Below are 26,099 nucleotides of genomic sequence, written 5' to 3' on the forward strand. Positions count from 1 at the left end.
GTCCGCCGACAAGCCGGGAGCTGGTATGGAAATGGAGTGAAGCATGGCTCGGGCAACCCCTTTGCGCGGACCGCAGGCGCAGCCGGCGCCCAGGCCCCGACTTTAACGGTGTAGCGCAGCGGGTTGCAAATGATAGTTTTCCCATGGGTTGCCGTGCGCTTTATAGTGGCGGGCTTTTCTCCGTTGAAGTCAAAGGAATGGCGACCATGCGCATACGCACCCTGCTTGCAGCAATCGGGACCAGCTTGTCGCTGGGCTCGGCATTGGCTGCGCCAAGCCAGCCAGTGCCTGTAGCGGGCGAACGTATTTCGGTAAAGATCGAGGGCACCGGGCCGGACGTCATCCTGATCCCCGGGCTGGCCTCTTCCCGTGAGGTTTGGGCGGGGCTCGCCAGCACACTGCGCCAGCAGCATCGCCTGCACCTTGTGCAGGTTGCAGGCTTTGCCGGCTCGCCTGCCGTGCCCGCTGTGGACGGGCGCGTGGCCGCTCCTGTAGCCGAGGCGGTTGCTGACTATATCCGTAGCCAGCGCCTTGAGGCGCCGGCCATCATTGGCCATTCGCTGGGCGGTGAGGTGGCGCTGATGCTTGGCGCACGCCACCCGGAGCAGGTCGGGCGGCTGATGGTTGTCGATGCGCTGCCGTTTTACACGTTATTGATGGACCCCACGGCCACTGCCGAAACGGCTGCACCCCAGGCTGCCACATTCCGTGATGGGATGCTGCTGGCCCCGGCAGCGCAGGCCGAAGCCATGCAGCGTGCGGCCATTGACCGGCTGGCCAAGACCGCTGCGGCCAGGCCCGCATTGGTAGAGGCCGCGCTGCGCTCGGACCGCAAGGCGGTAGCCGACGCTACCTATGAACTGATGACCACCGACCTGCGCCCGGAGCTTGGCGATATCCAGGCGCCGGTGCAGGTCGTCTATGCCTATGACCCCTTGTATGGCATACCCGCTACCAGCGTCGATGCAACCTTCGCAAACGCCTATGCCGGGACGCGAAACATCAGCTTCAAACGTATCGATGGCAGCTTCCACTTCGTCATGCTGGACCAACCGCAGGCCTTCGCGCAGACGGTAGTCAATTTCCTCGATCGCTGAGGTTGGCCGCGGCGCAGCCTGCGCCCGGCAACATCTGTTCGGTTATCGCCCATAACCTGCTTCCTGCGCCTCAAGCCTGCGCCGGTACCTCCGATAGCAGCACACCCACCGTCGAATTTCGACCAGAAGTGGTGCCAATAAGGAGTACTGCCCGCATGCTTGCCAACCTCAAGATACGTACCGGAATGTTCTGGGTGCTGTCGTTGTTCAGCCTGACCCTGCTGTTTTCCACCGTCAGTGCATGGCGGGCAGCAGTGGGCAGCGGTCAGCAGATCACCGAACTGGACCAGACCGCACACCAGTCGGACCGGTTGAACAATGCGTTATTGATGGCAATCCGTTCCAGCGCCAATGTGTCCTCGGGCTTCATCGAGCAGTTGGGCGGCCATGACGAGAGTGCAGGCAAGCGCATGGCGCTGTCAGTCGAGCTGAACGACAAGAGCCAGAAGCTGGTCGACGAGTTCGTTGAAAATGTCCGCGAGCCAGCCCTTCGCACGCTGGCAACCGAGCTGCAGGCTACCTTTGCCGAATACGCCAAGGCGGTAGCCGGGCAGCGCGAAGCGACCCGCCAGCGTTCGCTGGAGCAGTACTTCAAGGTCAACATCGATGCCGGCAATGCCATGGGCCGACTGCAAGCGCTACGCCAGCAGCTGGTTGGCGTACTGAGCGAACGTGGCCAGCAGATCATGCTGGAGTCAGACCGTCGTCTGGCGCGTGCACAAATGCTGAGCCTGGGGCTGCTAGGGGTGACCTTGCTGCTGGCTGCACTGTGCTGGGCCTTCATTGCCCAGCGAGTGCTGCATCCGCTGCGTGAAGCCGGTCGGCACTTCCAGCGCATTGCCGGTGGCGACCTGAGCGTGCCGGTGCAAGGGCAGGGCAACAACGAGATCGGCCAGCTGTTCCATGAACTGCAGCGCATGCAGCAGAGCCAGCGCGACACCCTGGGGCAGATCAACCACTGTGCCCGGCAGCTGGACGCAGCCGCCACTGCGTTGAACGCGGTTACCGAGGAAAGCGCCAGCAACCTGCGTCAGCAGGGGCAGGAGCTGGAGCAGGCAGCTACTGCTGTGACCGAAATGACCACGGCCGTGGAGGAAGTTGCGCGCAACGCTATCACTACATCGCAAACCACCAGCGAGTCCAACCAGCTGGCCGCACAAAGCCGCCAGCAAGTCAGCGACAACATCGATGGCACCGAGGCCATGACCCGCGAGATCCAGACCAGCAGTGCGCACCTGGAGCAATTGGTGGGGCAGGTCCGGGATATCGGCAAAGTACTGGAAGTGATCCGCTCGGTGTCCGAGCAAACCAACCTGCTGGCACTCAATGCTGCCATCGAGGCGGCCCGCGCCGGTGAGGCCGGGCGCGGCTTTGCGGTGGTGGCAGATGAGGTACGCACGCTGGCCTACCGCACGCAACAATCGACCCAGGAAATCGAACAGATGATCGGCCGCGTGCAGGCGGGCACCGAGGCGGCGGTGGCGTCGATGCAGGCCAGCACCAACCGCGCCCAGTCGACACTGGACGTGACCTTGGCCTCGGGGCAGGTGCTGGAAGGTATCTACAGTGCGATTGGCGAAATCAACGAGCGCAACCTGGTCATCGCCAGTGCGGCCGAAGAGCAAGCTCAGGTGGCGCGGGAAGTGGACCGCAACCTGCTGAACATTCGCGAGCTGTCGATCAACTCGGCGACAGGAGCGCAGCAGACCAGCGAGGCGAGCAAGGCGCTGTCGGGGCTGGTGGGGGAGATGACGGCATTGGTGGGGCGGTTCAGGGTGTAAGGGTAGCCGGGCGACGGGCTTAAAACTCGCACCTGATCGTTGTTACATTAAAAGTGGGTGAAACTTATTTAAAGTTCCCCTTGCGGGTTGACTTCGATACTACCCTTGAATAAAGTTCGATCGCCCCGAGAAAGGGCCTTTTTTCCATTCACTGAAGAATTCAATGGACACAGTATCTAGTCGCTGCCTGACCCCTGCCGTATGGCCTGGTCAGGCACTTGAACCGGAACACCGGTCCCGACACCCTGGTCGGGCAAGCCGCGCCAGAGCCTGATGCTCCGTCGTGACTTGCCGCCACCGGTGTCTGCCGGTTGGAGGCAAGCTCATGAACCTCACTTCATTCGCTTCACACCGCCTGTTCGCCGGCCTTGCGCCGCAGCTGGCCCGTGCCCGACCGTGCCGCCTGCACGGGTACCCTGACGACAGCCAGGAGCCCCCAAGTAGATGCGGGCCGCTGGCGCGTCTTCATGCCCGCTTGAGCGCCCAGACTTCTCACTGAATAAAAGATATTCAGCGGTATCTTCCCTCCCGAACTTACTAAGTTGAAAGTTTGCCGGGTAACTATTGCCCCGTGTTTATGAAAAGGAATCAATCCATGGACTGCGCGAGTAGAAAGTTCGCTGCCGACACAACTTCCGACCCTCGGCAGCGGACAGACAACTGTCGGAAAAACCCAGCATTTTTCTGCGACCCGACATGCCTTCGTTCACTGGCTGAGTGAAACGTCTGTGTGTCGTGCCGCCGCAGCGGCAGGAGCACAGCAACATGACTGTCAAACACCGCAACACCTCATCGGCCAAGGCCGAACGCGAAACTCGCCTGTCTACCCGCGCCGCCCGTGAAGCGCGCAATGGCCTGGCCGTTACCCTCGCCAACCTCGATGCCAGCGAGCAGGGCCTGACCGAGCACGAAGCTGCCAAGCGCCTGGAGCGCGATGGGGCCAACCAGGTTGCCCACGATCCGCAACCCCACGCCTTGGTGCAATTGCTCAAGGCCCTGCATAACCCGTTCATCTATGTACTGCTGATTCTGGCCGGGATCAGCTTCGTCACCGACTACTGGCTGCCGGTCAGCGCAGGCGAAACGGACGACGCCGACCTGACCAAGGTCATCATCATCATGACCATGGTCAGCCTTAGCAGCCTGCTGCGCTTCTGGCAGGAATACCGCTCGAACAAGGCCGCCGACGCGCTCAAGGCAATGGTGCGCACTACCGCAACCGTGCTACGCCGCGAGCAGGTCGGGCAGGCCCCGCGCCTGCGCGAAGTGCCCATGGACAAACTGGTGGCCGGCGACATCGTGCAGCTATCTGCAGGCGACATGATCCCGGCCGATATCCGCCTGCTTGAATCGCGCGACCTGTTCATCAGCCAGGCGGTGCTCACTGGCGAAGCGCTGCCGGTCGAGAAGTACGACACCTTGGGCAATGTCGCCCAGAAGTCCGCCACCGGGCATGGCGCCAACCCGGACAACCTGCTCGAGCTGCCAAACATCTGCTTCATGGGCACCAACGTCGTCAGCGGCCGCGCGCGCGCTGTGGTGGTCGCCACCGGCCGACGTACCTATTTCGGCTCGCTGGCCAAGGCCATCGCCGGTTCCCGCAGCCAGACCGCCTTCGATCGCGGCGTGAACAGCGTCAGCAGCCTGCTGATCCGCTTCATGCTGGTGATGGTACCGGTGGTGTTCATGATCAACGGTGTGGTCAAGGGCGACTGGGGGGATGCCTTCCTCTTCGCGCTTGCCGTGGCAGTGGGCCTGACCCCTGAAATGCTGCCAATGATCGTCAGCGCCAACCTGGCCAAGGGCGCCGTGGCCATGGCCCGGCGCAAAGTGGTGGTCAAGCGCCTGAACGCCATCCAGAACCTGGGCTCCATGGACGTACTGTGCACAGACAAGACCGGCACGCTCACCCAGGACCGGATCATCCTCGAACACCACGTGCGCTTCGATGGCCAGCGCGATCGGCATATCCTTGAACTCGCCTGGCTCAACAGCCACCACCAAAGCGGCATCCGCAACCTGATGGACCAGGCCGTGCTGCATTTTGCTGGCCAGGACCGCCAGTTCCAGGTGCCTTACGCTTACGCAAAGGTAGACGAACTACCGTTCGACTTCATCCGCCGTCGCCTGTCCGTGGTAGTGAAAAATGCACTTGGCGATCACCTGCTGGTAAGCAAGGGGGCGGTCGAGGAAATGCTCGCCATCGCCACCCATGTGCAGGAGGGCGACCGTGTCGTTACCCTGGACCCGCTCCGCCACCAGCAGCTTCTGGCCAGCGCCGATGCCTACAACCAGGACGGCTTCCGCGTGCTGGTGGTCGCCACCCGCGAGATCCCGTCGGCCGAAGGCAAGGCGCAGTACCACACCGACGATGAGCGCGACTTGGTGATCCAGGGCTTCCTGACCTTCCTCGACCCACCCAAGGAAACTGCCGGCCCGGCCATTGCCGCCCTGCGTGACATGGGGGTGCGGGTGAAGGTGCTGACCGGCGACAACCCGGTGGTTACCTGTAAGGTCTGCCGTGAGGTGGGCCTGGAGCCAGGCCTGCCACTGCTCGGCCAGGACATCGAGCGCATGGACGACACCACCCTGAAGCTTCAGGTCGAGGAACGCACTGTCTTCGCCAAGCTCACCCCGCTGCAGAAATCACGTGTGCTCAAGGCCCTGCAGGCCAATGGTCACACGGTCGGCTTCCTCGGCGACGGTATCAACGACGCCGCCGCCCTGCGCGATGCCGACGTCGGTATCTCGGTGGACAGCGGCACCGACATCGCCAAGGAGTCGGCCGATATCATCTTGCTGGAAAAAAGCCTGATGGTACTGGAGGAGGGGGTGCTCAAAGGCCGCGAAACCTTCGGCAACATCATGAAGTACCTGTGCATGACTGCCAGTTCCAACTTTGGCAACGTGTTCTCGGTCCTGGTGGCCAGTGCGTTCATTCCGTTCCTGCCGATGCTGGCGATCCACCTGCTGCTGCAGAACCTGATGTATGACTTCTCCCAGCTGTCGCTGCCGTGGGACCGCATGGACAAGGAGTTTCTCAGCAAGCCCCGCAAATGGGACGCCCGCAACATCGGCCGCTTCATGCTGTGGATCGGCCCTACTTCGTCGATCTTCGACATCACCACCTTTGCCCTGATGTGGTATGTGTTCGCCGCCAATAGCGTCGAGATGCAGGCGCTGTTCCAGTCTGGCTGGTTCATCGAAGGGTTGCTGTCACAGACCTTGGTGGTGCACATGCTGCGCACCCGCAAGGTGCCGTTCTTCCAAAGCACCGCTGCGCTGCCGGTGGTGCTGGCAACGGGGCTGGTGATGGCATTGGGTATCTACATCCCGTTCTCGCCGGTGGGCGCGATGGTGGGCCTGGTGCCGCTGCCATGGGCATACTTCCCTTGGCTGGTTGCTACCCTGCTGGGCTACTGCGTGGTCGCGCAAGGGATGAAGACCCTTTACATCCGCCGCTTCGGGCAGTGGTTCTGAGCCAGGCGAGGAGAGCAGAGCATGCGAGTACTGATCTGTGCGGGACGCAACTATGCCGACACCCGGCGCTGCCGCCAGGCCCTGGATGACGTTCAGCGCCAGCGGCCGATCCGGGTGTTGATCCACGGTGGCAGCCAGTTCCTGGGCGGCGAGATCGAAAGCTGGGCACGTGAGCACGGTGCCGATCTGGTGCGCTACCCGCCGAACTGGCAGTTGCACGGCAAGCAGGCCGAACGCCTGCGCAACCTGTTCATGCTTAACGACAGTCGCCCTGATCTGTTGCTTGCCCTGCCCGGGGGCGATGACACAGAGGAACTGCTGGCCAGGGCTCGCGGCGCGGAGGTTCCGGTGATTTGCGGCAGGCAACCACGGCGGCCCGAGCGGGATGAACCTGGCGTGGGATAAGCCTGCCTGCCACCAGTCCTGTGGGAGCGGATTCACCCGCGAAGAAGACACCGCCGTGGATGGCACGGGCTTCGCCCGTGTTCGCGGGGCAAGCCCGCTCCCACAGGGATCGCGCCAGCTTTTAGAAGTTGAGCAAGACAGTTGCGCCCACAATGACCGCGCTAGGTTTCACGTTTTTTGCGAGACAGTCGCTGGTACAAGTACAGCGTGGGCCGAAGCCGGCGCTGTACTTGCGGCGCCTCGGTGCCGAGCTGCTCAGCCCGGCTGCGCAGCAAGGTTATTGCTCACGTTGCGCCCCAGCACCAGCACGGTGACAAAACCACAGCCCACCAACGCGGTAGCCAGGCTCAACAGCACCGCCGTGCCCATATGGTCGACCACCTGCCCGCCGAAGAAAGAGCCCAGCGCAATGATCACCTGGAACATGGCTACGAACAGCGGCATGCCACGTTCAACATCCTTAGGTGCCACCACGAACATCCAGATGTTGGCGCAGGCCGGGAACGCACCGAAAGCGAAGCCCCACAGCGCGATCAGCATGGCAGCGCCCGTCATGCCGGTGGCGAAGTGCGGGAACAGGGCGGTGCTGACAGCAATCATCAGCGCAACCAGCATCAGGGTATGCCGCACGCTGCGGTTGGCAGCGTAGCCCGCGAAAATGTTACCCATGAACCCGGCGACGCCATACAGCAGCAACAGCGATCCAATCGTAGGCCCGTCAAAGCCGGCATTCTGTTTGAAGAACGGGGCAACATAGGTGTACGCGGCAAAGTGCGCCAGGCCGATCAGCAGCACGGCAATCAACCCGACCCGCGCTTGTGGGTTGATGAACAAGGCCGGCAGGTCGCTGATGCGAATGGCCTTTTCCGGCAGCAGCCGCGGCAGCAGGAATACCTGCGCCAGCAGCACAGGTATGCCCACCAGTGCGGTGACCAGGAACGTCATGCGCCAGCCCATCAGGCCGCTCAGCCAGGTGCCCACGGGCACGCCCACTACGGTCGCCAGGGTTACGCCGGCCATGATGATGGAGTTGGCCTTGGCTACGCCCATGCCGTCGGGGGCCAGGCGGCCGCTGAGGGCGATGGCGGTTGCCCAGAAACCACCGATACTGACACCCAGCAGCACGCGGCCGACCAACAGCAAATTGAAGTCGACGGCGTAGGCCACGATGGTGTTGGCGATGATCATGATCAGCGTCAGGCCGATCAGCAGGTAGCGCCGGTCCAGCGCGCCGACCCCCACGGAAATCAACGGCGCGGCCAGCGCGGCCATGATACCGGGCAAGGTCACCATCAGGCCGGCAAGGCCTGCACTGATGCCGAGGTCACTGGCCACATCGTTGAGCACCCCCACCGGGAGGAACTCGCTGGTGACCAGGGCGAAGGCACCCACGGCGACCGAGAGGATTGCCAGCCATTGCTGTGTGACGCTCTGCTGATTATGTTCGGGAAGGCCGCGAGGGGCCTGGCGGTTGCTTGGCATGGGGGTCGGTTCCATGAGGGATGGCGCCTGTAGCAGGCGCAGGAGCGGAGGGATTTGCAGGCGATTATAGGGATGGCCTTGCCAGGCCGACAGGCAGGCCGCTTGATAGTCATCATCAGCGTAATCGATGAAACCCCTGGTTTAGAGCGGAAACTATTGCGTTGTGGGGCCACGAAGCCAGTTTCAGGGCGGTGTCACAGCCGTTTGCTTCACCGGTAAGACACCGCCCAGCACCATCTGGGTGACCGTGCGGGTGGCGCGATCAAAGTCCAACTTGTCAGGTATAGCCACGCCTCTGAGCTGCGACATTTGCCAGGCAAGATTGGTATAGGTACGCGTTGCCGACCAGATGAAAATCATCAGGTGTTCGGGGTCACAGGGCGCCAACCGGCCATCCTCGATCCAGTTGCGCAGGCAGGCGACGTTGCGCCTGGCTTCCTCCTGCAGCATGTTCTTGCACACCTCAGGTAGGCGTTTGCCGCCTGAGAGCAACTCCTGGCTGAACACGGCGGCGCTGAACGGGTGCTCTCGAATGATGCGTATCCGGGCTTTGACATAGGCCCGCAGGCCCACTATCGGGTCGTCGCTTTTTCGCAACGCTGCCGAGGCCCTGACCAGCGGCTCGATGAAGCTCATCAGCACCTGGACGTACAAATTCTCTTTTGTCTGGAAGTAGTAATAGAGATTGGCCTTGGGCAACCCGGCGCGCTCGGCAATTTCGTGCGAATGGGTGGCGGTGAAGCCGGTGACGGCAAACGCTTCGCTGGCCGCCTGCAGAATAAGCTTGTGATTCTTGCGCCGGATACCGGGGTTGCCCAGCGCGTGGTCGACCGAGCCGAAAGTGGCGTCAGCACCCTCGCTGGTCGTGTGTGGCAGGTCGGGTTGGGCGTACATCACGGTTTCATCTGGGCTTTTTGAGAATCGGTGTATAGAAAAGTATATAGCGAGTGTTATGCTTTTCTTCAGCCGTTGCAAGGCTGCCATTTACACACCAGGGCCAAACTCATGCATTTTTTGATCAGGCAGGCGACGGCCGCGGATTGTGATGCGATCAGCCAGGTCGCGGCACGCACTTTTGCGCTGGCTTGCCCGGCGAATACGCCTGCGACGGAAATTAGCGCCTACATCCAAGGCGCGTTGATGCCAGCCGACTTTGAACGCTTGAACCGGGAACCGGAAATGCGCCTGTCGGTAGGCCTGATGCGCCGTACGGTCGTCGGCTACAGCCTGGTCAACCTTGCCCCAGAGCCCCTGGGCATTCCGGCTGCCGATGGCATCGCCGAGCTCAGCAAATGCTACGTGCTGCCCGAATACCACGGGGCGGGTGTGGCCCAGCGGCTGATGGCTGATGTGCTGCAGGGCGTTGTGGGGGCTCTGCGGTTGACGGTCAATGACAGCAACAGCCGGGCTATTGCTTTCTACTTGCGCAACGGCTTTGCAGTGGTGGGTGAAACCACGTTCCAGTGCGGGGCGGATGTACATCGGGACCTGGTGATGCTGCACGCAGGCCGGGCAGCCCCCTGAGGGGGGCGGCCCGCCTGGTCTTGCGTGCTAGGGCGTGACCAGCACATCACACTGCGATTCGTTCAGTACATGCTTGGTAACGCTGCCAACCAACAGCTCCTCCAGCGCGCTCGCACCCTGCTTGCCGACGACGATCAGGTCGCACTCCAGCGCCTGTTCCTGCTCGGCAATGCGCCAGCCAGGGTCACCGTGCTCCAGAATCTGCCGTGCATCGGCAATGCCCGCGGCCTCACTCAATGCAGCGAGTTGTGCCTGTGCGTCCTTGCGGATGACATTGCGGTAGTGGGTGAGGGTGCCGTGGTCGATATGGGCGAAACGCACGCTGCCTTCGAACGGGGCTTCGTACACATGCAGCAGAATGATTTCGGCCTGTGGGGCAATGGCCCTGGCCAGTTTGATGGCGCGCAGCGAAGCGGGAGAGAAATCGACCGGCACCAGCACCGTGCGATAGGTATCACGAGGGGCCGGCTTGACCACCAGTAAAGGGCAGGGCATGTGGTTGAGCATTTTTTGCACGGTTGAACCCAGCAGCAGGCGCCGCGCCACGCTCTGGCCCTTGGCGCCGCATACCAGCAGGTCGCTGTGTTTGTCCTGCACCACCCGGGTGATTTCCGTGATCACCGAGCCGCTGGCGACCTGCACACCCGCGGAAATGTTGTAGCGCTGGAACAGCAGGGCTGCCAGTGCGCGGGTTTTTTCGCCGGCGCTGTCCAGTACCCGCTTCAACAGGTCGTCATCAGGCGCCACCAACTGCTTGAGGCGCTCGAAGGGGGCCGGGTTGGCAACGTAGAGCAGGTCCAGTGAGGCCTGTTGCGCGTTGCTCAGGTAGGCAGCGCGCTCTGCCGCGTTGCGGGCATAGGGGGAGAGGTCGGTGGCTACCAGTATGTGTTTCAGCGGGTTCATGTGGGGCTCCTTGTCCATGGCCGCGCGCAGTGTTCGACGGTTGTGCACTGTGCGCCTGGCGGTGCTTGAGTCATTCCTTGCTTGCAGCCATCGTCGCGCGAACCCGGCGCGAGGGCTTGATTTGAGTCAATGGAGCGTAGATGCCGCAGCGGATCATGCCGGCAGCAACAGGCGCAGCCCCCCCGTCATCACGATGGTAAATACCACCACCGGCAAGAGGGAAAACCGCGTTGCTGCGTACACCGTAAGCCCCAGCGCAATCAGGTCGGCCGGTTGCCCGGAAACGAACTTGGGTGCGATTACGGCAATCAGCACGCAGCCGGGCGCGGCGTTCAGCACCTGCGTCAGTTGCGGCCCAAGGGTGCGGTTGCGCAGCAGTAAAAAGCCCAGCGCACGGGTCAGGTAGGTGACCACGGCCATGCCCACGAGGGTGACCAGTGTAGGAAGGTCAATCATGGTTTGGCCCATAGGTAAGCAGTGACCAGGCCGGCCACGGTGCCCGCGAGCACGTACCAGCCACCGGGAATCAGCAGGTAGAACAGTGCGGCGGTGAGCAGGCTGAACAGCCAGGGCACGGCGGCGTGTACGCCTTTCCACATGCCCTTGAGCAGCACCAGGAAGACCGCGGCAAAGGCCATGTCGAAGCCATAGCTGCGCAGGTCGCCGAGCAGCGGCCCAACCTGCGCGCCGAGGCTGGTGAACGTGACCCAGGTGGCCCACAGGCACAGCGACACACCCATGAAATAGCGCAGGCTGAACCCGCCGCGCTGGCGCGCATCGGCCAGGCCCATGGCCCAGCTTTCGTCACACATGAAGAACAGCGCCCCCAATGCCTTTGGCAGCGGCAGGTGGCGCATGTACGGCGCCAGGATTGCGCCCATCAGCAGGTGGCGGCTGTTGACCAGCAGGGTCATGGCGATAATCACCCATATTGCCGGCGGTGAGGTCCACAGCTCGACAGCGGCAAACTCCGAGCCGCCACCGAAGTTAAGGCCTGTCATCAGAGCCACTTCGCCTGCTGCCAGCTGGTGCTGGGAAGCCTGCGCGCCGAGTACCAGGGCACAAGGGATGAACCCCAGCAGCACCGGCAGGGCGGCAACGGCACCACGGCGCAGTTCGCTTTGCGGCGTGGTGGCAGGGGGATCGTTCAGTACAGGTTCAAGGGTATTCATGGTCACCTCCAGTGGAGGTAAATTATTCCAATGGAGCGCTAGAATTGGCTTGCGTAGTTGTGCTGATGCACACAGCATTTGGTATCTGCTACCGACAATATCGAAAAAGAGATCTATAAATGCCAATCAAGCTCGATGCCATCGATCGGCGCATCCTACGGGCGCTGCAGCGCGACGGCAGGTTGCAGAACCAGGAGTTGGCCAAGCAGGTGGGGTTATCTGCTTCGCCGTGCCTGCGTCGGGTGCGCCTGTTGGAGGAGGCTGGAGTGATCGAGCGCTACGTGGCACTGGTTGACCCGGCCAAGGTCGCGCTGGGCCTCACCCTGTTCGTGCGGGTGTGGCTCAAGCGCCAGGACCAGGACACCACCGACGCGTTCGTCGAAGCCGTGCGCCAGTTACCCGAAGTGGTGGAGTGCCATGTGATGGCGGGCGATTGCGACTTGCTGTTGCGGGTGGTGGCGGCAGACCTGGAAGCCTATCGACGCTTCCAGATCAAGCACCTGACCAGCCTGAGCGTGGTGCAGAACGTCAAGACCGAAGTGCCGATGGAAAAGATCAAGCTGACCACCGAGCTGCCGGTGTAGTCGTGCTTTGGCTCAGGCTCGCCTGGCGCGTTCTGCAACACGCCTAACTGCGACTGGGCTGTCCGCCCTGCAAAAGCAGCTCGCTAAGTTTGTCCATGGCCGGTGTCGCTTGGCTGCCTTTGCGAGTGACCAACTCGTAAGGGTCGCTGACCGAGCCCATGGCCAGGGGCAGCATGCGTACTTGCTGGTTCATCGCGCATTGCCGGGCCACGTCAATCGACACCAACGCCACAAAGTCGGGGCGGTCCTGCAGCAGCGACAAGGTCGCCAGGATCGAGGTGGTTTCAACCAGGTGCAGCGGGAAGCGCAGCCCGGCGTCGTGGAATTCACGCTCCAGTTGCACGCGCATCGGCATGTTGGCCCGGTATACGATCCAGCGGCTTTCGGCCAACTCGGCAAGGCTGACGGTTTGGGCGTGTTTGAGCGGGTGGTCGACATTGGCGATGACCGCCAGCGTCTCATCCTGGACAAAGGTGCTGGCAAACAGCTGCGGCGCGTTGCTGACACTGGTGCGGCACAGGGCCATGTCCAGCCGGCCGCTTTCGATCTGTGCCAGCAGCGACTGGCTGGTGTCTTCGATGATCTCGAACGACATCTGCGGCTGGATACTGGCCAGCTGTGATACGGCCCGCATCAGCAAGGGCACGGCGCCCATGATGGCGCCCACCGCCAGCCGGCCGCCCACACCGCGCAGGATGGCATCCAGGTCATGGCGCAGGTTGGAAATATCGGTTTGCACCACGCGCGCGTAGCGGATGGCGCAGTGCCCGGCGGCAGTGGGCTCCAGCCCGCGGTTGGTGCGGTTGAACAGCACCGTGCCGAAGGTGGTTTCGATTTCCTGCAGCGCCTTGCTGGCACCGGGCTGGGTAAGCCCGACGCTGCCAGCCGCACCCAGCAGCGAGCGGTGCTCGTCCAGCTCGATGAGCAGGCGCAGGTGACGGGCGTGCAGCCTGGACATGATCGAATTGAGTGACGGGGTCATCTGGTATGCGTCCTGGTTATACCGATATGGATTGTTCTCAATACCATGGCCAGGCGCGCATTCCTATACTGGCGCTGCACAGTGTCGCATCCAGTGCGGCTAAACCGCCCAGAAAAACAAAGCCAGGAGCCTGCTGAGCCTTATGTCCCTGATCAACTACATCACCCAGATCCAGTTCGATATCGGCGCCATTGCCCTTTTGCCTGCGGAATGTGAGCGCATTGGTATAACCAAGCCTTTGATCGTGACCGACCGTGGCGTGCGCGCTGCCGGTATCGTCGATACGGCGTTGAACACCTTTGCCGACAGCGCTGCCCAACTGCCGATCTATGACGGTACCCCACCCAACCCCAACGAGACCGCGGTGCGCGAAGCCGTGGCCATGTTCAAGGAGTGTGGCTGTGACGGCATCATCGCCATCGGCGGCGGCTCGGCGATCGACCTGGCCAAAGGTGTGGCCGTGTGTGCCAGGCACGATGGGCCATTGAAAAACTTTGCGGTGATCGAGGGTGGCCTGGCGCGAATCACGCCGGCAACCGCGCCGATGATTGCCGTGCCAACCACGGCAGGGACGGGCAGCGAGGTAGGGCGGGGCGCCATCCTTATTCTCGACGACGGGCGCAAGGTGGGCGTGATTTCGCCCCATGTGGTGCCCAAGGCCGCCATCTGCGACCCGGCGCTGACCCTTGGCCTGCCTGCACAACTCACCGCTGCCACCGGGATGGATGCGATTGCTCACTGCCTGGAAACGTTCATGGCGCCTGCATTCAACCCACCTGCAGACGGCATCGCCCTGGACGGCCTGTGGCGCGCTTGGCGCTTTATCGAAAGCGCTACCCGAGACCCGCAGAACCTCGAAGGCCGTATCAACATGATGAGCGCTTCGCTGCAAGGTGCACTGGCCTTCCAGAAGGGCCTGGGCTGCGTGCACAGCCTTAGCCATGCATTGGGCGGGATCAACCCGCGCCTGCACCATGGCACCCTCAACGCGATTTTCCTGCCTGCTGTCATCACCTTCAACCGCAAGGCCGCAACTGTGCTGAACGAGCACAAGACGGCGCGTATCGCCCAGGCGATGGGGCTGGCAGACGAAAACCAGATCGAACAGGCCATCCGCGACATGACCCGCGCGTTGGGCCTGCCGACCGGCCTGCGCGAACTGGGTGTCAGCGAAGAGCAGTACCCACGCATAATCCAGGGCGCGTTGGCCGATCACAGCCATCGGACCAACCCGCGTGAGGCGTCTGCCGAGGACTACCAGGGGTTGCTTGAAGCGTCGATGTAAGGCGCCAATCCGCTGTTCAATCAATAACAACAAAAGTGAACGCCCATGAATACCAAGTATGCGCAAGCCGAGCTTGCCCCCTCGGGGGAAGCGGTCGCGAGCCCGAACCCGTTCAAAAAGTACCAGGTCATCACCGTCAGCCTGTTGCTGGTGATCGGCATCATCAACTACGTCGACCGCAGTGCGCTGTCGATCGCCAATACGTCTATCCAGCGCGACATGGGCATCACGCCGTCGCAGATGGGCATTTTGCTGTCAGCGTTTTCCCTGGCGTATGCCTTCTCGCAGCTGCCGCTGGGCATGATCATCGACCGCCTGGGCAGCAAGATCTCGCTGAGGGCGGCACTGCTGGGCTGGTCAGTGGCGCAGACGGCCTCCGGCCTGATCAACAGTTTTTCCGCATTCATCGGCCTGAGGGTGGTGCTGGGGATTGGCGAAGCACCGATGTTCCCGTCGGCCGCGAAAGCCCTGGCGGAGTGGTTCGAGGCCGAAAAGCGCGGCACACCGACGGGCATCGTGCTGTCATCGACCTGCATCGGGCCATGCCTGGCGCCACCGTTGCTGACCCTGCTGATGATCACCTGGGGCTGGCGCGGCATGTTTATTGTCACCGGGGTGTTCGGCATCCTGGTCGCCGCCTGCTGGTTTGCCTTCTACAAGAGCAAGGCGCGTTACCTGGCCGAGCTGCCTGCAGAGGAACGTGAGCGGCTGCTGGCGACACAGGCCCATAAACAGCCAGTGGCAAGCGCCAGGCCGAGCCTGCGGGCACAACTGGCGGCCTGGACCGAGCTGTTTCGCCACAAGAGCACCTGGGGCGCCGTACTGGGCTTCATGGGGGTGATCTACATGCTGTGGCTGCACCTTACCTGGCTGCCGGGCTACTTCGAACGTGAGCATGGCTTGAGCTTGTACCAGACGGCCTGGGTGGTATCGCTGGCCTATGTATTCGGCGCGTTGGGCACCATTGTCGTGGGCCGCATCTGCGACCGCCTGGTGAAGAATGGCGCCAGCGTGTTGGGTAGCCGCAAGCGGGTAGTGGTGACGGCGTTGTTCGCGGCGGCGGCATTCACCGTTCCCCTGTCGTTCGGCAGCGGCTTCATGCTCAGCGTGGCGCTGCTGTGCTGCGCGCTGTTCAGCGTGAATATGGCCAGCTCGACTGCCTGGATGATTGCCAACACTGTGGTCGATAGCCAGCGCGTGGCTTCGTTTGGCTCGATCCAGAACTTTGGTGGCTACCTGGCAGGCTCGGTGGCACCGATCGTAACCGGGTTCAGCATCCAGCAGACCGGGTCGTTTGCCTCGGCGTTCCTGATCAGTGCTGCGGTGGCGGCGGTGGCAGCGATGGCTTATGTATTGCTGCTGAAGCAGCCGGTTTCTGCTGACCAGTGATCGTCAGGCCTGTGCAATCCCTGTGGGAGCGGCCTTGTGTCGCGATTGGGCCGAAGAGCGGCCCCAGGATCCTTGCAGGACCGTCGAGACCGGTGGGGCCGCGTTGCGGCCCAATCGCGACACAAGGCCGCTCCCACAAGGATCGCATCAGCTTCCAGAAGTCGTTTCATAACGGTTTGTGATGCCAGGCATCATGACAATATATTTATCCTTATCAATTCCAGGCCCTAGCATCGGTTGCCCGGCATCGCCCATTTCCATGAGGTCTTGATGAACAGTTCGCTTTTCGTACCCCAACGTACCGCGGCCCTGTTGCTGCAGCACTGGCGCAGCGGTGAATTGCTGACGGAACTGCCTGCCAGCCTCAGGCCCGAAACCTTGAAACAAGGCTATGACAGCCAGGACCAGTTCTTCGCCGCCGCCGCTGGCCAGCGTGCAGGTTGGAAACTGGGTGTCGGCAGCCCCGCAGGCATGCGTGCGGCCAACCTGTCCCGGCCGCTGATTGGCCAACTGGAAGCAAAGCGCTGCCACGCGGATGGCGTGCACATCGAACTGCCGGCCGTGACCCCTGTGACCATCGAATGCGAGATCGCCTTCGTGCTTGACCGCGATATCCCCCCGCAAGCGGGACGCCTGCCGGCCAGCGAAGATATCCGCGCTACCTGCGTCACCTTCGAAGTGGTGCGCTCACGCTTCGTCGACCGCAAGCGCGTCGGCTGGCCAAGCTTCGTGGCGGACAACGTGGGCTTTGAAGCGTTGGTCGTGGGCAACAGCCTCGGGGCAGGCATCAACGTACCCTTGCTTGCAGACCTGGCCGAGACCACCGAGGTGTACGTAGATGGCGAATTACGCGCCCGCGGCTTGTCTGGCGATGCTGCGACCGACCCGCTGGTGTCGCTGGCCCACCTGTATGCCCATGCTGCCGAACGCGGCCAGACATTGAAGGCAGGTGATGTGGTGACCACGGGGGCCATGTGCCAGCCGTTCGACCTGAATCAAACAGGCCATCAGGTTAGCGCCAGGTTCCTTGGCCAGGCGCTGTCGTTCACGCTGTAACCGCCGACCATTGATCAAACGCCGCCTGCATCCTCTGCCGGGTTTGTGGGTCGGCGGGGATCAGGTGCTCGATCCGCAGTGATTCCACGGTGATATCCAGCGGCATGCCGAAGGTGGTGAAGGTCGACAGGAACCTGAGCTCGCCATAGGGGGTGCTCACGCGGGTCAGCAACACGGGCGCGATACCTGCCGCCTGCTCTGGGTTGGCCGGGGTTGGAAGATTGCGCAAGTGTTCTGCCAGCGTCGGGTTGCCCACTGCCTCCCTGGATGCACGTTGCCAGGCAACGGCACGAATTTCCTGCGCATTGGCCAGATGATCGCCCAGGCCGCCAGGGCGCAGCAGTGTATCCAGAAGGTTAAGGCCAGGCCCCGCCTGCGCCGTAACACCCACCATCGCCAACAGCAGGCCGGTACTGGCATTGGCAGCGATGACCTGCCAGTTGCTGTCGATGACGATTGCAGGTGCAGGGTTGTTCGCCTGCAGGATGTGTTCGATGGCGGCATGCACCAATGCCAGTTCAGGCGCGTCGAGCGGCGAGGCCGCGTAGCGGGGCGCGTACCCGGCGGCAATGAACACTTCGTTGCAGTGCTCCAGTGGCGCGCCAAGGGCCGAAAGCAGGGCATGCAAGGTGCCAGGGCTGGCCTTGGCGCGCCCGGTTTCCAGGCAGCTCAGGTGGCGCTGCGATACGCCAGCCAATAGCGAAAGCGCCAGCTGGCTGAGCCCGGCCTGCTGGCGCAAGTGACGCAGATGCTGGCCTGCCGAAGTATCCGGCGCAGGGCTTTTGCGATGGAACAGATGATGACTCATGCCTTGATCCTTATCGTCCTTGATTGCAGCGTCCATGACCTCACAGGTCATTGAGCGCAGGCAACCCTATCACTACGGTGCCGGCAAACCCTACAGAGGAAAGGACGATGGGCTTGCGTATCTGCGCGCTGGCGTTGCTGGTGCTGTTTTCGCTGTATACCGGCTGGACGATGCAGATTGCCGAGCAGTCGCTGCTGGCGTTCGGGCTAACGCTGCTGTCGCGGCCAGACACTGCTCAGGTGGTCATTGACCTGTATCTGATGGCGGGGCTGGCCTGCGTCTGGATGGTGAGGGACAACCGTATGCGGGGCGGGAAGGGGATATCGTTGCTGCCCTACCTGTTGCTGACGGCTGTGTTCGTTTCGGCGGGGCCGCTGTTGTATCTCGTCAACAGAGGCGTTGCCGGGGTGCGTCAGCCATGAGCAATGCCTTGAGTGTTTATGCGCTGTGGATGCCATCGGGGCTGTCTGCCTGTTGGGTTTCTGCGCACTCATTACCGCGAGCGTAGGTAAATGAACCAAAATATTGCATGAGTCATCTTGATGCTTTGACATAAGACTACTAATACTTAAGCACTGCCGAAGAGGGACGATCATGCAGACGCGCTTCGTTGTGGTGCCCGCAGTGCCAGTAAAGCGAGAGGTTTACCCTCGGCGTCTTGGCTTTCCCGCCGCCCTGGGAGAGGGTTATGACCTTTACGACACCCAGGAAAAGATGCGCTTGAGCCTCAACTTTGTCACACGGGCCCAAGCCGAGTTCGAGTGTGCGTGCCGCAACCGCAGCCAGGAAGGCGATGAAGCGGGTATTGTCGGTATTGGCTGATTCGGTGAAGCCCAGATAAGGGACGGGATAGCTTTAATGATGGCACCGGCGCAGCCGGTGCCAGCCATCGAGCCCTCAACCTTGTTTGCGCAGCGCTTCTACCAACTCTGCCTTGGTCATGGTGGAGCGGCCCTTGATGTCTTTGCTGCGCGCTTCCTTCATCAGGCTTTGCTTGCTCTGGCTTTCCAGAGAAACACCCGAACTGCGCGAATGACCCTGGCGTGACTTGGCCGCGCGTTTGGCTGAGTCGGAGCGGGCTGTCTTCTTCTCGCTGGCAGCCGTGTGGCTCCCCGAGCCACCCTTCTTGTCGCCACCTCCGGACTGTTTGTTGACGGTGGCCCAGGCACGGGCTTCGGCCTCTGCTTTCGACAATCCCCTGTCTTCGTAACTCTCCTCTATATGCTCGGCCTTGCGCTTCTGTTTGTCTGTGTATTTGTCCTTGTCACCGCGTGGCATGGTGTTCACTCCTGCTGGATTTGCCTGCACGGTTGAGGCCAGGCGTCCATCGAGAGTGCCGGACCATGGACGAGCGGTGCGTCATGGCACAGGCAAAAAGCTCTACCGTGCGGCCTGCCACTCAACAGTCACAAAGCTGTAACACAGCTGATGCAAAGTGTGCCGGCCATCACAAGGAGCACTTTTTGATGAAACGCCTGATGAAGTCTGCTGCACTCGCCGTTGCGGTCTCCCTTTGCGCCACTTCGGCAGCCTTTGCTGCAGAAAACGTTCGCCTGACAGGTTCCGGCGCCAGCTTCCCTGCACCGATCTACCTGACCTGGTTCAAGGACTTCAGCAAGAACACTGCTGGCGTCACCGTTGACTACCAGTCCAAGGGCAGCGGGGCGGGCGTTCAGGACTTCCTGAACAAGACCGTCGACTTCGCCGCCAGCGACTCGGCCATGAGCGAAGCAGACATTGCCAAGGTTGGCGAAGGCGTGCAGTTGCTGCCAATGACCGCCGGTGAAATCGTCCTGGCCTACAACCTGCCGGGCAACCCTAAAGGGCTGAAGCTGCCGCGCGAGGTGTACTCCAACATCTTCCTGGGCAAGATCACCCAGTGGAACGACCCGCAAATCGCCGCGGCCAACCCTGAGCTGAAACTGCCAGCTACCCCGATCACTGTGGTCGTGCGTGCCGACTCCAGCGGTACCACTGCGGTCTTCACCAAGCACCTGTCGGCCATCAACGCTGACTTCAAGCAAGGGCTGGGTGAGGGCAACACCGTCAACTGGCCGGCCACCGACAAGTTCATCAAATCGCCGAAGAACGATGGCGTAACCGCCACCGTCCGCCAGACCCCGGGCGCCATCGGCTACATCGAATACGGCTTCGCCAAGCTGGCCAAGGTCGACTTCGCCGTGCTGCAGAACAAAGCTGGCCAATACGTCGTGCCAAACGCAGAGAGCGGTGCCGAAGCACTGGCTGCGGTAAACATGCCGGAAAACCTGGTGGCCTGGCTGCCTGACCCGGACGGTGCCAAGTCCTACCCGATCACTTCCTACACCTGGATGATCTTCCGCAAGGACAACGGCAACCCGGCAAAAGCCAAGGCCATGCGTGAAATGGTCGAGTACAGCCTGACCAAAGGCCAGACCATCGCCGACTCGATGGGTTACATCCCGCTGCCTGCGTCGGTTGTCGACCAGGTGCGTAAAGCGTCTGCCAACATCCAGTAATACCCAGGCGCTCCCGGTATCGGCATGAAGCCATGCCGGGGGTGTTTGTCCCTTGTCCCGGAACTTGCCCATGAACACACCCTTTGCCATACCGGATAACCCCGATTCCGCGTGCCAGCCACCGTCTGCGAAAGACTTCCTGGTCGATCGCACCTTCCGTGCGCTTGCACGCATTGGTGTGGTGCTGGTACTGGCGCTGGTCTTCGCGCTGGTCTACGAAGTGGGCCGCAAGGCACTGCCCGGCATCGAAAAGCATGGCTTTGACGTGCTGTTCGGCAGCGTCTGGGACGTCAACCAAGGCAAGTACGGTATTCTGCCAGCGATCTGGGGCACGCTTTACAGTGCCTTCATCGCCCTGTTGATCGCCGGTTTCTTCGGCGTCAGCATGGCCATTTTCCTCACCCAGGATTTCCTTCCGGCCAAGCTCGCCGCAGTGTTCCGCACCATCGTCGAACTGCTCGCCGCCATCCCCAGCGTGGTCTACGGCCTGTGGGGCATCTACGTTGTCATCCCGGCGATTCGCCCGCTGACCGCCTGGTTGAACAGCGAGCTGGGCTGGATCCCGTTTTTCGGCACCTCCCTGAGCGGGCCCGGCCTGCTGCCTGCTGCGCTGGTACTGGCGATCATGATCCTGCCGACCATCGCTGCCGTTTCCCAGGATGCGCTGACCAGCGTACCGATGAAAACCAAGCAGGCTGCCTACGGCATGGGCACTACCCACTGGGAAGCCATCCTCAAGGTGATGGTGCCATCGGCTGCTACTGGCATCTTTGGTTCGCTGGTACTGGGCCTGGGCCGCGCGCTCGGTGAAACCATGGCACTGGCCATGCTGGTCGGCAACGCCAACACCATTTCCCTTTCCTTGTTCGCCCCGGCCAACACCCTGGCGGCGCTGCTGGCGCTGAACTTCCCGGAAGCCGGCCCGAACGAGGTCGAAGTGCTGATGTACGCGGCACTGGTCCTGATGTTCATCACTCTGCTGGTGAACGTGCTCGGCTCGATGATCATGCTCTACGCCCAGCGTGGTAACAAACAATGACTGACTTGACGACCCCTGTAGCCGCATTGCCCAGCCTGCAACGCAAGCTGGAAGGCCGTGCCCTGCGCAGCGTGCTTTTGACCACCCTGGCATGGCTCGCGGCGCTGGTGGCCAGCGTGCCGCTGATTTCCGTGCTGTACATGCTGATCACCCGCGGCGGTGCACGCCTGAGTCTGGAAGTGTTCACCGAGCTGCCGCCGACCGGCTTCGAGATGGGTGGCGGTTTTGGTAACGCCATGGCCGGTACCTTCGTCATGGTCGGCATTGCCGCCGCCATCGCGGTACCGGTCGGTATCCTGGCAGCAGTGTTCCTGGCCGAACTCGGCCCCGACAGCAAGCTGGCCAACGCCGCGCGCTTTGCCGCCAAGATGCTCACCGGCCTGCCGTCGATCCTGGCCGGGGTGTTTGCCTACGCCCTGGTGGTGATGACCACCGGAACCTACTCGGCGCCGGCTGGCGGTGTGGCCTTGGCAGTACTGATGCTGCCGATCGTGGTGCTGACTGCTGAAGAGTCGATGAAGATGGTGCCCAAGATCATGAAAGACGCCGCTTACGGCATGGGCTGCACCCGTGCCCAGGTGATCTGGAAAATCGTCCTGCCCACCGGCCTGCCGGCCATCCTCACCGGCGTCATGCTGGCCGTGGCCCGCGCCGCTGGCGAAACCGCGCCATTGCTGTTCACCGCATTGTTCAGCAACTACTGGATCTACCATGACGGCAGCCTGGCGGTCATGAACCCTACGGCTTCGCTCGCCGTACTGATTTACAACTTCTCCGGCATGCCATTCGACAACCAGCTCGAGCTCGCCTGGGCGGCCTCGCTGGTGCTGGTCATGATCGTGCTGGTCATCAACATTCTGAGCCGAGTCTTCGGCAAGCCCAAGTATTGAGAAAGGGAGCATCCAACTTGAACGTATCCACTGCGCAAAGAGCCGCTCCCATGGTCAATGAAGCCACCCCGATCGTCATGGACTGCAAGCTGGACAAGATTTTCTACGGCAACTTCATGGCCGTGCGTGACAGCCATGTGCCGATCAGGAAGAACGAGATCACCGGCTTTATCGGGCCGTCGGGCTGCGGCAAGAGTACCGTGCTGCGTAGCCTCAACCGCATGAACGACCTGGTGAAGGGCTTCCGGTTTGAAGGCCATGTGCACTTCCTGGGCCAGGATGTCTACGGCAAGGGTGTTGACCCGGTGGTCGTGCGCCGCTACATCGGCATGGTATTCCAGCAGCCCAACCCGTTCTCGATGAGCATCTTCGACAACGTCGCCTTCGGCCTGCGCCTGAACCGCTACAAGGGCGACCTGGGTGACCGCGTGAAGCACGCCTTGCAAGGCGCCGCGCTGTGGGACGAAGTGAAGGACAAGCTCAAGGTCAGCGGCCTGTCGCTGTCCGGCGGCCAGCAGCAGCGTCTATGCATTGCCCGGGCCATTGCCACCGAACCGGAAGTGCTGCTGCTGGACGAACCCTGCTCGGCACTCGACCCGATTGCCACCCGTCGCGTGGAAGAGCTGATGGTCGAGCTGAAGAAGGACTACACCATCGCCCTGGTCACCCACAACATGCAGCAGGCGATTCGTGTGGCGGACACCACGGCGTTCTTCTCGGTCGATATTTCCCAGGGCAGCCGCACCGGTTACCTGGTCGAGATGGGCCCTACGGCGCAGATTTTCCAGAACCCACGCGAGCAACTGACCAGCGACTACATCAGCGGCAAGTTCAGCTGAGTCAGGCACGCCAAGGTGGCCGGGTGTTGCAGCCAGGGAAGTTGCAGCAACCGGCCGCGTTACCTTCCGTTAAAGTGTTACCCGGGATTTCCAATGCGAGCAACGCGTCGTCTTGATCTTTCAGCGGTAGAGCGCGCACTGCGCGAGGTGCAAGGCCGCTTTGCCGAACTCAGCCGGCATTTCACCGAACCGCGGGATCCGTTTACCGACGAGGTGCTGCTGAACGTACTTGAAGGCTATGCACTGATTGACGACTATGTCGCTCGCGGTATCGACCTGTTCGACCTGCAGCAGCTGAACCTGATGCTGGAAATCAACGCCACTGTGCTGTGCGGCAGCGACCCGGCCCGTCGCCTGGAATATGCCCCGCACCTCGCCGCAACCGAGGCGCACTTTTTCAACAACGTCGAAGGTGGCATCAAGGACTTGTACAACTGGTACTGCTCGTACCGCAGCGATTCGATCTGGAAGCGGGCAGCCGGTGTTTATGTACGAATCCTCAGCAAGCCGCAGTTGTTCATCGAAGGCAACAACCGCACAGGTTCGCTCATTGTCAGCTACCTGCTGATGCGTGCCGGCTTGCCGCCTTTCGTGCTGTCGCTGGACAACGCCGAGGGTTACTTCAACCCGTCCTCGGTCATACGCAACTCCGCTAAACACGGTGTCAAGGCTTTGTACGAACTCCCCAAGATCAAGAAAAAGTACGCCGCTTTCCTCGAAGAGAAGGCGCCTGAGCCCGGCAAGTTCTTCCTGAGCGGCACGCCTGTGCCTGTCTGTGAGGGGCGCCGCTGATGCAACGTTACTCCATGTTCGCACGCGGGCGCCAAGCCCTTGAACGCAAGCTCAAGCGTGGCCAGGTACGCATTTCGTTCGATATCGACGACACGCTCGCCTGCCTGCCCGAACACGCTGCCGCCGAAGACAGCAAGCTGCCGAATTTCGTCCATCGCTGGTTGGGCGAGCCCCTGCGCAGTGGCACCCGCTCGCTGATCCGCGACCTGCGCCGCCAGGGCTGCAGCATCTGGATCTATACCTCGTCGGGGCGCACCCCGGCCTACATCCGGCGCTGGCTGATGCTTTATGGCATCCATGTCGATGGTGTGGTCAACAGTGACCGGCACCAGCATATCCTGGCCCAGAACGGCCTTGAGCATTCGCCTTCGAAGTTGCCATCGGCGTTCGATATCGATCTGCATGTCGATGATTCCGAAGGCGTGCGGCTTGAGGGCGTCGACCATGGTTTTCGCGTAGTGGTGGTGTGCCCGAAAGACGAAAACTGGGCCCAGAAGGTGATGGACGCGGCGGTCGACGTGCAAGCACGGCTGGCCTGGCAGCAACCGCACCGCTATGAGATGCCCGAGCGCCAGCGCTCGCAGGCGCTTGCTTCCTGAGGGCAGTGGTCAGCGCAACAACGGGGCCGCAGGGCGGCCCCAGTTCGTACAGATGTACTGATACCCGCCTGCTATTCATGCGTACACCCTAAGTCTTGCCTCCTGGCCAGACCTGGTACCGCGACCAAATCATCACGCCGCATTCGCCAGCCCAAGGCCGCTACCCGCTCGCCCGAAAGCAGCGTATCTGGCCATTTGGCCACTTCCGATAATCGCCTCCGACATCCTGTCCCCGTTTGGAGCGCGCCATGCACAACAACAATAAGCACCTGCCGCCTCGTTTCCTCGCAGCCGCCATCGCCAGCTTTTCTGCCCTGGGCCTGAGCGGCGTCGCCGAGGCCGAGATCATGCTGTACGACAAGGACCAGACAACGTTTTCCACCGACGGTTACATCAATGCTTTCTACGTCAACAGCAAGGTCGACCGTGAGGGCGAACAGTTCGACCGCCGCCAGTCGCGGGTGAAAATGGGCTTCTTGCCTAACTACCTGGGCTTCAACATGGGCAAGCAGGTGGATGACCTGAAGCTCGGCGCGCGTGCCTCGTTCTGGGTAACCATCAACGACAGTGGAACCAACGGCACCGACACCGCCATCGACGTGCGGCAGTTCTACGGCACCGTGGCCAACCCCGCGTGGGGCGAGGTGTTGATCGGCAAGGACTTCGGGCTGTTTGCCCGCTCCAACATCCTGCTGGACGAGCTGCTGGCAGGGTATGGCCAGGTCAGCGACACGCTGGGGCTGGTGGACGGCGGCGGGGTGTCGTTCGGCAACATCGGCAGTGGTTACCCGTACCCGTTCCCCACCTCGCAGATCACCTACCGCACCCCGGTGATGGACGGCCTGCGAGTAGCAGTGGGCATCATGGACCCGGTAGACACCAACGACAGCAGCCCGACCGGCAAGGCCTACCAGGAAAACCCGCGCACCGAAAGCGAGATCACCTACCAGTTCGACCTGGGCGGGGCGCAGATCTACAGCTGGGTCAACGGCAGCTACCAGACCTCGGACAATACCGATTCGACGGTGAAGTCCGTCACCTCCAAAGGTGTCGGCTATGGCGTGCAGGCCAAGATGGGGGGCTGGTCGCTGACCGGCTCGGGGTTCCAGGCAAAGGGTATCAACCCGTTCTTCACCAACAACGCTGGCGAACCGGTGTTGCGCAATGTCGACAGTGACGGCTACCTGCTGCAGGGCTCGTACACGTTCGGCAAGAACCGCGTGGCGCTGTCCTATGGCAAGACCAAGGACGATGGCAATGGCGCGGTGGGCAGCGGGGCAGACTATGAAACCCGCGGCGTGGCGCTGTTCCATGATGTGAACGACAACCTGAAGCTGGTGGCTGAGTACAACCAGTTTTCCATCGACGGGCATGACACCCGTGCGCAGAACGAAGACACCGATACCTTTGCGGTGGGTGCGGTGTTGACCTGGTGAATCCCTGGGGCCGCAAGGCGGCCCCAAATGATGCGGGCTATTACGCCCATGGAACCGC

26 protein-coding genes are annotated in these 26,099 nt (G+C 62.0%); 18 read left to right on the plus strand and 8 right to left on the minus strand.

Translation table 11 applies throughout. The features are described from left to right. The first annotated feature begins 206 nt into the window (after positions 1 to 206). From CKW35_RS01975 to CKW35_RS01990, 4 genes are all read left to right on the plus strand, one after another. Entirely contained in the window at positions 207 to 1,097 is an 891-nt protein-coding gene (locus CKW35_RS01975) for an alpha/beta fold hydrolase (RefSeq protein WP_095114894.1), read from the plus strand. A 155-nt stretch (positions 1,098 to 1,252) separates the two neighbouring features. After that, on the plus strand, positions 1,253 to 2,878 hold the full coding sequence (locus CKW35_RS01980) for a methyl-accepting chemotaxis protein (RefSeq protein ID WP_016486146.1): 1,626 nt from the start codon (positions 1,253 to 1,255) through the stop codon (positions 2,876 to 2,878). 765 nt (positions 2,879 to 3,643) lie between these two features. After that, positions 3,644 to 6,358 (plus strand): magnesium-translocating P-type ATPase, encoded by a 2,715-nt coding sequence (gene mgtA / locus CKW35_RS01985; RefSeq protein WP_095114895.1) that lies wholly within the window; start codon positions 3,644 to 3,646, stop codon positions 6,356 to 6,358. Positions 6,359 to 6,379: 21 nt separating this feature from the next. Then, complete coding sequence (locus CKW35_RS01990) at positions 6,380 to 6,763, plus strand: DUF2493 domain-containing protein (protein ID WP_016486148.1); 384 nt, start codon at positions 6,380 to 6,382, stop codon at positions 6,761 to 6,763. A gap of 255 nt (positions 6,764 to 7,018) precedes the next feature. Here the strand turns inward: CKW35_RS01990 and CKW35_RS01995 are convergent, their stop codons facing one another. After that, positions 7,019 to 8,245, minus strand: a complete 1,227-nt coding sequence (locus CKW35_RS01995) for an MFS transporter (protein WP_024717803.1) — start codon at positions 8,243 to 8,245, stop codon at positions 7,019 to 7,021. A gap of 183 nt (positions 8,246 to 8,428) precedes the next feature. Continuing rightward, positions 8,429 to 9,139: a TetR/AcrR family transcriptional regulator gene (locus tag CKW35_RS02000; RefSeq protein ID WP_095114896.1), complete on the minus strand. Its 711-nt coding sequence runs from the start codon at positions 9,137 to 9,139 to the stop codon at positions 8,429 to 8,431. A 246-nt stretch (positions 9,140 to 9,385) separates the two neighbouring features. Between CKW35_RS02000 and CKW35_RS02005 the strand changes: the two genes are divergently transcribed. After that, a complete protein-coding gene (locus CKW35_RS02005; protein ID WP_231995325.1) occupies positions 9,386 to 9,769 on the plus strand; it encodes a GNAT family N-acetyltransferase in 384 nt (127 codons plus the stop codon). Between the two features lie 27 nt (positions 9,770 to 9,796). Here CKW35_RS02005 and CKW35_RS02010 read toward each other — a convergent pair whose 3' ends face one another. The 3 genes from CKW35_RS02010 to CKW35_RS02020 form a co-directional block, all read right to left on the minus strand. Further along, entirely contained in the window at positions 9,797 to 10,672 is an 876-nt protein-coding gene (locus CKW35_RS02010; protein ID WP_095114897.1) for a universal stress protein, read from the minus strand. Between the two features lie 153 nt (positions 10,673 to 10,825). Then, entirely contained in the window at positions 10,826 to 11,128 is a 303-nt protein-coding gene (locus CKW35_RS02015; protein WP_095115099.1) for an AzlD family protein, read from the minus strand. Beyond that, positions 11,125 to 11,844, minus strand: coding sequence for an AzlC family ABC transporter permease (locus tag CKW35_RS02020; RefSeq protein ID WP_095114898.1), 720 nt, complete (start codon positions 11,842 to 11,844; stop codon positions 11,125 to 11,127). The genes CKW35_RS02015 and CKW35_RS02020 overlap by 4 nt, the downstream gene beginning before the upstream one ends. A 119-nt stretch (positions 11,845 to 11,963) precedes the next feature. On the opposite strand from CKW35_RS02020, the gene CKW35_RS02025 reads away from it, so the two are divergent. Beyond that, the gene (locus CKW35_RS02025) at positions 11,964 to 12,428 is read left to right on the plus strand and encodes an Lrp/AsnC family transcriptional regulator (RefSeq protein WP_095114899.1); all 465 of its coding nucleotides are present in this window, start codon (positions 11,964 to 11,966) and stop codon (positions 12,426 to 12,428) included. A 43-nt stretch (positions 12,429 to 12,471) separates the two neighbouring features. Here the strand turns inward: CKW35_RS02025 and CKW35_RS02030 are convergent, their stop codons facing one another. Further along, positions 12,472 to 13,410: a LysR family transcriptional regulator gene (locus CKW35_RS02030; protein ID WP_095114900.1), complete on the minus strand. Its 939-nt coding sequence runs from the start codon at positions 13,408 to 13,410 to the stop codon at positions 12,472 to 12,474. A gap of 142 nt (positions 13,411 to 13,552) precedes the next feature. On the opposite strand from CKW35_RS02030, the gene CKW35_RS02035 reads away from it, so the two are divergent. The 3 genes from CKW35_RS02035 to CKW35_RS02045 all read left to right on the plus strand — a co-directional run bounded on the left by CKW35_RS02035 (position 13,553) and on the right by CKW35_RS02045 (position 17,140). Beyond that, on the plus strand, positions 13,553 to 14,695 hold the full coding sequence (locus tag CKW35_RS02035) for an iron-containing alcohol dehydrogenase (RefSeq protein ID WP_095114901.1): 1,143 nt from the start codon (positions 13,553 to 13,555) through the stop codon (positions 14,693 to 14,695). Positions 14,696 to 14,740: 45 nt separating this feature from the next. After that, positions 14,741 to 16,084 (plus strand): MFS transporter, encoded by a 1,344-nt coding sequence (locus tag CKW35_RS02040; RefSeq protein WP_095114902.1) that lies wholly within the window; start codon positions 14,741 to 14,743, stop codon positions 16,082 to 16,084. A 270-nt stretch (positions 16,085 to 16,354) separates the two neighbouring features. Further along, entirely contained in the window at positions 16,355 to 17,140 is a 786-nt protein-coding gene (locus CKW35_RS02045) for a 2-keto-4-pentenoate hydratase (RefSeq protein ID WP_016486159.1), read from the plus strand. Here CKW35_RS02045 and CKW35_RS02050 read toward each other — a convergent pair. Next, on the minus strand, positions 17,130 to 17,948 hold the full coding sequence (locus tag CKW35_RS02050) for a helix-turn-helix domain-containing protein (RefSeq protein WP_095115101.1): 819 nt from the start codon (positions 17,946 to 17,948) through the stop codon (positions 17,130 to 17,132). The two genes, CKW35_RS02045 and CKW35_RS02050, sit on opposite strands and share 11 nt — an antisense overlap. Before the next feature lie 107 nt (positions 17,949 to 18,055). On the opposite strand from CKW35_RS02050, the gene CKW35_RS02055 reads away from it, so the two are divergent. Next, positions 18,056 to 18,370, plus strand: coding sequence for a DUF2834 domain-containing protein (locus CKW35_RS02055; protein ID WP_016486161.1), 315 nt, complete (start codon positions 18,056 to 18,058; stop codon positions 18,368 to 18,370). 172 nt (positions 18,371 to 18,542) lie between these two features. Further along, complete coding sequence (locus CKW35_RS02060; protein ID WP_016486162.1) at positions 18,543 to 18,770, plus strand: hypothetical protein; 228 nt, start codon at positions 18,543 to 18,545, stop codon at positions 18,768 to 18,770. A gap of 75 nt (positions 18,771 to 18,845) precedes the next feature. On the opposite strand, the gene CKW35_RS02065 is transcribed toward CKW35_RS02060, so the two are convergent. Beyond that, complete coding sequence (locus CKW35_RS02065; RefSeq protein WP_060516778.1) at positions 18,846 to 19,226, minus strand: hypothetical protein; 381 nt, start codon at positions 19,224 to 19,226, stop codon at positions 18,846 to 18,848. Positions 19,227 to 19,414: 188 nt separating this feature from the next. Between CKW35_RS02065 and pstS the strand changes: the two genes are divergently transcribed. The 7 genes from pstS to CKW35_RS02100 all read left to right on the plus strand — a co-directional run bounded on the left by pstS (position 19,415) and on the right by CKW35_RS02100 (position 26,041). Further along, complete coding sequence (gene pstS / locus CKW35_RS02070; RefSeq protein WP_016486164.1) at positions 19,415 to 20,446, plus strand: phosphate ABC transporter substrate-binding protein PstS; 1,032 nt, start codon at positions 19,415 to 19,417, stop codon at positions 20,444 to 20,446. Between the two features lie 70 nt (positions 20,447 to 20,516). Continuing rightward, the gene (gene pstC, locus CKW35_RS02075; protein WP_016486165.1) at positions 20,517 to 21,485 is read left to right on the plus strand and encodes a phosphate ABC transporter permease subunit PstC; all 969 of its coding nucleotides are present in this window, start codon (positions 20,517 to 20,519) and stop codon (positions 21,483 to 21,485) included. Further along, positions 21,482 to 22,375 (plus strand): phosphate ABC transporter permease PstA, encoded by an 894-nt coding sequence (gene pstA / locus CKW35_RS02080; protein WP_016486166.1) that lies wholly within the window; start codon positions 21,482 to 21,484, stop codon positions 22,373 to 22,375. The genes pstC and pstA overlap by 4 nt, the downstream gene beginning before the upstream one ends. A 50-nt stretch (positions 22,376 to 22,425) precedes the next feature. Further along, on the plus strand, positions 22,426 to 23,214 hold the full coding sequence (gene pstB / locus CKW35_RS02085; RefSeq protein WP_016486167.1) for a phosphate ABC transporter ATP-binding protein PstB: 789 nt from the start codon (positions 22,426 to 22,428) through the stop codon (positions 23,212 to 23,214). A gap of 93 nt (positions 23,215 to 23,307) precedes the next feature. Beyond that, complete coding sequence (locus tag CKW35_RS02090; protein WP_016486168.1) at positions 23,308 to 24,006, plus strand: hypothetical protein; 699 nt, start codon at positions 23,308 to 23,310, stop codon at positions 24,004 to 24,006. Continuing rightward, complete coding sequence (locus tag CKW35_RS02095; protein WP_016486169.1) at positions 24,006 to 24,605, plus strand: hypothetical protein; 600 nt, start codon at positions 24,006 to 24,008, stop codon at positions 24,603 to 24,605. The genes CKW35_RS02090 and CKW35_RS02095 overlap by 1 nt, the downstream gene beginning before the upstream one ends. A 248-nt stretch (positions 24,606 to 24,853) precedes the next feature. Then, entirely contained in the window at positions 24,854 to 26,041 is a 1,188-nt protein-coding gene (locus CKW35_RS02100) for a porin (RefSeq protein ID WP_095114903.1), read from the plus strand. Positions 26,042 to 26,099: the final 58 nt, after the last annotated feature.

Source organism: Pseudomonas sp. Irchel 3F3, assembly GCF_900187545.1.
GTDB lineage: Bacteria > Pseudomonadota > Gammaproteobacteria > Pseudomonadales > Pseudomonadaceae > Aquipseudomonas > Aquipseudomonas fortuita.